The organism is Variovorax sp. RTB1 (genome assembly GCF_035018765.1).
Classification (GTDB): domain Bacteria; phylum Pseudomonadota; class Gammaproteobacteria; order Burkholderiales; family Burkholderiaceae_C; genus Variovorax.
On sequence record NZ_JASJXG010000005.1, the window covers coordinates 181801 to 188420 of the forward strand.

Consider the following 6620-nt stretch of genomic DNA (forward strand, 5'->3'; position numbering starts at 1 on the left):
TGCCGCAACATTCCATCGCTGCCTCAAGCGCTACATCGTTCGCGAGCTGGACCCGTTGATCCTCGCTGATTTGGCGGACTCCGAACGCGCCGCTTGAGATAAGAGCGTCAACCCTCGCAGTGAGTCGTTGTTCGGGTCGTTGAAGGCGAAGCGACTGCACGACAAAAGGGTTCAAGACCCAGCGCGAGGCGAAGGGCGAAACCATCGACTGGCTGCTCTGGTTCAGCCGCGACCGGCTGCACTCGACACTGGCATTTCTCGGCCCAACGCAGTTCGAGCAGGAGTGGCTTTCAAATCAGCCACAGCAAGCCAACTCATGAGCTCGGATATCGGGTACGGATTCCAGGGGTAAGGTCAGGTATCCGGTGATCGCCACAAGCTTATGGAGAATCGAATTGCGCTCGCTCTTGGCGTTCGATCGGCACCTACTGTAGTGCGCTCTAATTAGCATATCTCTTGTAAACTTCAACCTGTGTCTAACGCGGAGGTTGAACGGGAGCTGCTGAACCTGACTCGCAAAGGGCGAGTGGAGGCTCGAACGCAGCAGCGCGCCAGGATCGCCTTGCTGGCTGCCAAGGGCTGGCAGAACAAGGACATTGCGGCTGAGGTCGGGCTGAACCGACTTCAGGTCGCGCTGTGGCGGGGGCGATTTCTGGAGAGCGGGATCGATGCGCTCAAACAGGATGCACCCCGCTGCGGGCGCCCGGTCAGCAGCGTGACCGCCGAAGTCGAGTCGCTGATCCTCGCCAAGACGCTGCACGACAAGCCGATCTCGGCCACGCACTGGAGCACGCGCACGCTGGCGGCTCAGCTGGGGCTGGGCCCGACGAGCATTCGTCGCGTCTGGAGCCGCAATGGCTTGAAGCCGCATCGGCAGACCTCCTTCAAGCTGTCGCGGGACCCGCGCTTCGAGGACAAGTTGCTGGACGTGGTGGGGCTCTACCTGAACCCGCCCGAGCGAGCGTTGGTGCTCAGTTGCGACGAGAAAAGCCAGATCCAGGCGCTCGATCGCACCCAGCCGGGTCTGCCGATGAAGCGCGGTCGTTTCGGCATAGTCACTCACGACTACAAGCGCCACGGCACGACCACGCTGTTCGCGGCGATGAACACGCTCGACGGCACCGTCATCTCCCTGTGCCAGCCGCAGCACCGGCACGAAGAGTGGCTGAACTTCTTGCGCCTGATCCAGCGCCAGACGCCCAGGCACCTCGAGCTGCACCTGATCGTGGACAACTACGGCACCCACAAACACCCGCAAGTTCAGGCCTGGCTTGCCAGGCATCCGCGCTTTGTCATGCACTTCACCCCCACGAGCGCCTCGTGGCTGAACATGGTGGAGCGCTTCTTTCGGGACATCTCCGAGAACCGCATCCGGCGCGACAGCTTTGCCAGCGTCGCTGAGCTAGAACTCGCCATCGATCTCTACATCCTGCATCACAACGCCAACCCAAAGCCCTTCATCTGGACGGCCACAGCATCGGACATCCTGGCCAAAGTCACGAGGGCCAAGGCGGCGCTGGCGCGAGCCTCCAAATAGGCATTAGGATTTAGAGCGCACTACACTAGCACTGACTATGTCGATCAGCGCCTTGCGTGTTGACATGCTTACTTGCCGCGTCAGATGGGGTGCTCCGGTCGGACCATTCAGCGAGGAGCACATTACGTGAGGCATGAAGCTCAGCTCACCCGGTAGGAGATCGGATGAGTCAATGAGGGGGCAGTTCCTGATGTCGCTTGACAAGGGCGTCCAGACGCGCCCCGTAACAAGCCGAACGGCTGCCGTCAGGAGGGCCATGCTTGATGGTGATCGGCGAAAAGCAGTCTTTCGCTGGAGAGCGTCCAGCGCAGAGCCAATGGGAATCCCGCATTCACGCTATTGTTCTGGGGCGGGAAACGCCGAACGATGGCGGCATGTCGAGCACTGCGCAAATCACCATAGTTTTCACCGACAACGACTCCGATCTCAAAGCGGCCCTATGCGCTGCACTGGAGGACGCTGGCGCCGATCATGTCGAACGTTGCGTTAGAAAGGGAAGCTGGGCGGCTGCGACCTTCACACCGGATGTTGTTGTCATCGACGTGACCGCCAACCTGCAGCGCAACCTTGAGCAGCTCACCCAGGTCGAACTTGATTTCCCCGCGGCGCGCCTGCTGATGGCCTCGCTGCATTCTGGGAGGCGCAGGCGGGTTCATCGAGAGACACGCAACACCCGACGGTCCGCGCCGGACGCTGGACGAATCCATGCAGGGCCGCGTTCACATCACTCCCGGACCGGCAGGGCAGATACTGCGCGCCATCAAGGGACGACTGGGTGTGGAGCTTACGCCGCTGGAGCATCAAGTTCTGATGCGCATGTCAACTGGGGAGATGACCAGCAAGACCGCTGCGCTTACCAGCATTTCCGAAAACGATGGCGCTTTTTGCGTTGCAGCGAAGCTCGAGAAACTGGATGCCTCACGCAAGTACGGCACGCCCTGGCAGGCTTGCGCTGGAAGTGTCAAATACGTTCATTGAAAAACACTATTGCTTGCGTTGCAGCGCAGCAAAGCGATATAGGTTTCGCAACATTCGACTTCAATGACGTCAGAACTCGAAGTGCATGCAGCCTCGCGCAACCTGCCAACACAAATTGTCAACTCAGTCCGCCCAGCCCTTTTGGTCATCCAGACTATTGGCGGCGCGTTAGCCGTTTTCTAAGCTCATGGGCTGGCTACATCAAGCTGGCCCATACCTTAGGGAAGAGTTTGCAAGCGCTATCGTCAGGAACGGTGTACGCCCGTGCCCGCAGCATGCGCGTTCCCAGCGTAGTGTGACCATGAATCTCGAAAAAGCCGCGCGAGAACTGACAACTCAGAAATTCTCGTTCATGACTGCCGACGAATGGACGCTCAACCGACAGCATCCCGATGCTTGGAAAGACTTCACTGGCAGCTGGGACCGTCTTGCCACCGACAACTACATGAAAGAAGGCGACGCGTACCGAGAGCGCAGGTTCTGTAAATACACGGTCGATTCATCGACTATGACATTCGAGGAGTTGAATGATTTTGTCTTCCACCAGACGCACGCCATCAATCTGTATGCAGGGGGCCGCAAGCGGGACTTTGCTCCGGTCGAGCCGAAGGTTCGACAAAACAGGATCCTGCAGGAAATTATCAAAACTTGCTTACAAGCGATCCTCTGTAGCGTCACAAGTCCTGCGACAGCCTGGAAAGTGTATGTGCACCAATTCCGGATTCGTTGTAGCAGTGACCTGACCGGACAACCGACGCCTGAAGGCATGCATTGCGACGGTCACGATTTCATAAGCATGCATCTGATGAACCGCGTTGGTATTCAGGGCGGCATCAGCACCCTCAGCGACGACGAGGGAAACACTTTAAAGACGGTCACTCTGAAAAATCGAATGGATGGCCTTTTGATCAACGACCGCGCGCTGCGCCACGGTGTCTCGCAGATCACCCCCACTACCTCCAAAGCCGGGCACCGCGACATGCTCGTCATCGACTACAACCGCGAGAGCTAATCATGAAAATTGGTATTACCGACAGGCTCCTTGAAGTGGGCTCGTTCGAATTCGAACTCGAACGCAAAGGCGCTCAGTTCGTTTTTCTGAATTCGCTGAACGAGCGCAAATTCAAAGACTCTGACCTTGCAGGGCTCGATGCTTTGCTGGTCTGGCACGCGCAAATCACGGAGCTGAGCGCACGCCGGCTGAAAAACTGTAAAATTGTTGTGCGCTATGGAATCGGCTACGACCAGGTCGATGTCGCTGCATTGAGGCGCGCGGGCATCCGTTTCGCCAACAATCCGTCGTATTGCACCGAAGAGGTGGCCGATACGGCCTGCGCCATGATCCTCAACGGAGTGCGGGGGGTCACACGCCACGACAACTTGGCCAGGCACTATGGCGATGAATGGCAGGAACACAATCTTGCGACCTGGCGTTCGAGCGACCGCAACGTCGGCCTAATCGGCCTGGGCAAAATCGGCGTCGCCACAGCTCTGAGGTTGAAGGCCTTCGGCTTCAACATTTCAGCCTTCGACCCTTATGTGGATCGAGGATTTTGGAAGTCGCTCGGGGTAAACTACGCAGGAACGCTGGATGAGCTGTTGCGCTCCAGCGACGTCGTTTCCCTGCACTGCCCGTTGACTGAAGAGACGGTGGGAATGATCAACGCCGAATTCCTGGCCTGCATGAAGCCTGATGCCATCCTGGTCAACACCGGTAGGGGCAAACTCATGCAATCGCTTGATACGCTCGCAGTGCATCTGCGTGCCAACCGAGCGTTCCGCGTCTATCTCGATGTCCTCCCGATCGAGCCCCCTGGCGATGACCGTCTGATCGCTGCGTGGCGCCGCAATGAAGACTGGTTGTCTGGCCGGCTGGTGGTCAATCCGCACAACGCTTACTTCTCCGACCAATCTCATATTGAACAGCGGGTGGACGCCAATGAGACCGTCCGTCTCGCTTTGTATGACGGCATTTTCAGAAACACGATCAACTGACCCGTCGAGTCGAAAAAAAATGAATACCGGGTTGCTTGCCTTCTCGTTGATCGCGCTGTTTCTGGTGCTCTCGCCCGGCGTCAACACGATGCTGATCATCAACAACGCCTCGAACTTTGGTCGAAAGACCACCACGTTCAACATTGCCGGCCTGTGCAGCGCCACCTTTTTTCATGGAGCACTGTCGCTCTTCGGAATTTCGGTGATCGTGCTTTCGAGTCCTCGCCTCTACCTCGTCGTTAAAAGCATCGGCGGCCTGTACTTGGCGTACATCGGTACGAAAATGCTGTGGTCCGGCGTGGATATTCTACGTGGCAAGTTATGCGAGAAGGCTGTGCGAAAAACCGTCTCGTCTTCCAAGTCGTCGGTCGAGAGCTTCAGGGAAGGCTTTATCACCCAACTCTTCAACCCAAAGGTGTCGATGTTCTATCTGGCCGCCTTCCCGCAGTTCATCGCCGGCCGCAACACCGTGTTCGAGGGGTTTTCGCTAGTCCTGATTCACGCGTCGATCATCGCAAGCTGGTTCTTCTTCCTGACATTTTTCATCTCGAGAATGAAACAAAAGATCGAGGACGTGAAGGTTCAAGCAGCTATCAACATCGTGACCGGCACGGTTCTGCTTTTTTTCGCTGCAGTTGCTTTAATCTGGTAAGTCCTTAAGTTCTAGGCGTCGGCACAATCCGTGCGCCATGGGAAGTCTAAAATGATGTTCGGGGTCAGTCAGTTCGTGCGCTTCAAATGCGCCTCGCTGCAAACATAACGATGACCCGGCCCAAAGACTTCAAGTACAAAAGCCGGCGCATTGCTGTCCAGACCTGTTTCGTTGACGGCGGCTGGCACTGGTTTTACGAGATCGATCGCGATCTTCCAATCTCGATGCTCACGCCCGCTATCGCCAGCGAATCAGAAGCTCTGATTGCAGCCGAAGTAGACGCAAAACTCCGTATCGACTCGATGGGATAGTTGTAATTACAGCACGCTCAACACCCCGTTGAATCAGCAGGCCGTTGAAGAGCCAATGGTCGAACGAGGCCCGGTTGCCATGACTAGCAGGCTGTTGAAAAATCGGTAGATTGCCGAGACGCGTTTCTCCGACTGCGAGACGCGTCTCACCGACAGCGAGGCGCGTTCATCGTGTTTGTCGACTTTGTAATCTTACGACTTCGTCCTATCGACCTTATTAGATGCAAGTGCGCCGATCGAGTCGCATTGCAGTCGATTGCTGCCCCTTTAGCCTTCCAGCGCCGCGAGATTGCGTAGCCTGGTGAGGTTGTAGGCGGTCATCGTCAAGGTGAATGCATAGTTCACCTTATCCAGTCCTCGCACCATCACCTGGCGTATCGGACCGACCACCTTTGCCGAGCCAAAGCATTGTTCGATGCACTTTCTCTTGCTTTGACTGATTTCCTAGCCGATGTGCCGGGCGGTTCGCCCATCGATGGCGCTTCCACCGCTGTGTGCGAGGTTCTTTGCGACGTGCGGGCTGACCTCAATTTCGCGGCACGCCTGCACGAAGCCCCTGGTGTCGTAAGCCTTGTCTGCTCACGACCGTGATGTGCCGCGCCCGAATTTCCATCTCCACGAGCATCGAGGCCGTCTCATCACGCTCGGCCGTTCCTGTGGCCTTCGTAGTCTGCATATTGACGACCAACCCATGGCGGTTGCCAGTCGTCACATGGCCCAGGAAGCTTGCCAAGGCCAGGGCCGCGTTGCTCTTACGGTAGAGCTGCGAGTCGGGATCGGTCTTTGATTCGTGGGTGTCGTTGCTGCGCCGCTCACCACGCCAGTCCTCGGGGTCGCGCCCGTCGTCACTGCCGTCCTTGCGACGCATGCTCTTGTGGCCGGCCCAGGCCTTGATCTGCGTGCCGTCGACGCTGAAGTGTTCTCCAGACAAGAGGTCCTTGGACTTCACCATATTCACCGTGGCATTGAACAGTTCAAGAACAACATCGTGTTCGATCATCCGGTCGCGGTTTTTGCTAAAGACGGAGTGGTTCCATACCGTGTCTTCAATCGACAAGCCGACGCACCAATGAATCGCCCCGGTTTTGAACTGACCCCCAGAAGTTGGACATTGTGATCCCGCCGATCAGGCGGTGTTTCTCAACCG

6 protein-coding genes and 1 pseudogene are annotated in these 6620 nt (G+C 57.2%); 6 read left to right on the plus strand and 1 reads right to left on the minus strand.

The window, feature by feature from the left end; all coding sequences use genetic code 11:
• Positions 1–451 precede the first annotated feature (451 nt).
• From QN397_RS06025 to QN397_RS06050, 6 genes are all read left to right on the plus strand, one after another.
• Positions 452–1537 (plus strand): IS630 family transposase, encoded by a 1086-nt coding sequence (locus tag QN397_RS06025; protein WP_416352312.1) that lies wholly within the window; start codon positions 452–454, stop codon positions 1535–1537.
• 705 nt (positions 1538–2242) lie between these two features.
• Positions 2243–2515 (plus strand): hypothetical protein, encoded by a 273-nt coding sequence (locus QN397_RS06030; protein ID WP_323500364.1) that lies wholly within the window; start codon positions 2243–2245, stop codon positions 2513–2515.
• A 301-nt stretch (positions 2516–2816) separates the two neighbouring features.
• Positions 2817–3527, plus strand: a complete 711-nt coding sequence (locus tag QN397_RS06035) for a 2OG-Fe dioxygenase family protein (RefSeq protein WP_323500365.1) — start codon at positions 2817–2819, stop codon at positions 3525–3527.
• A gap of 2 nt (positions 3528–3529) precedes the next feature.
• Complete coding sequence (locus QN397_RS06040; RefSeq protein ID WP_323500366.1) at positions 3530–4510, plus strand: C-terminal binding protein; 981 nt, start codon at positions 3530–3532, stop codon at positions 4508–4510.
• A gap of 19 nt (positions 4511–4529) precedes the next feature.
• Positions 4530–5162 (plus strand): LysE family translocator, encoded by a 633-nt coding sequence (locus QN397_RS06045; protein WP_323500367.1) that lies wholly within the window; start codon positions 4530–4532, stop codon positions 5160–5162.
• A 110-nt stretch (positions 5163–5272) separates the two neighbouring features.
• Positions 5273–5473: a hypothetical protein gene (locus QN397_RS06050; protein WP_323500368.1), complete on the plus strand. Its 201-nt coding sequence runs from the start codon at positions 5273–5275 to the stop codon at positions 5471–5473.
• A 267-nt stretch (positions 5474–5740) separates the two neighbouring features.
• Here QN397_RS06050 and QN397_RS06055 read toward each other — a convergent pair.
• Positions 5741–6542 (minus strand): annotated as a pseudogene (locus QN397_RS06055) (IS5 family transposase); the annotation flags it as partial.
• Between the last annotated feature and the right edge of the window lie 78 nt (positions 6543–6620).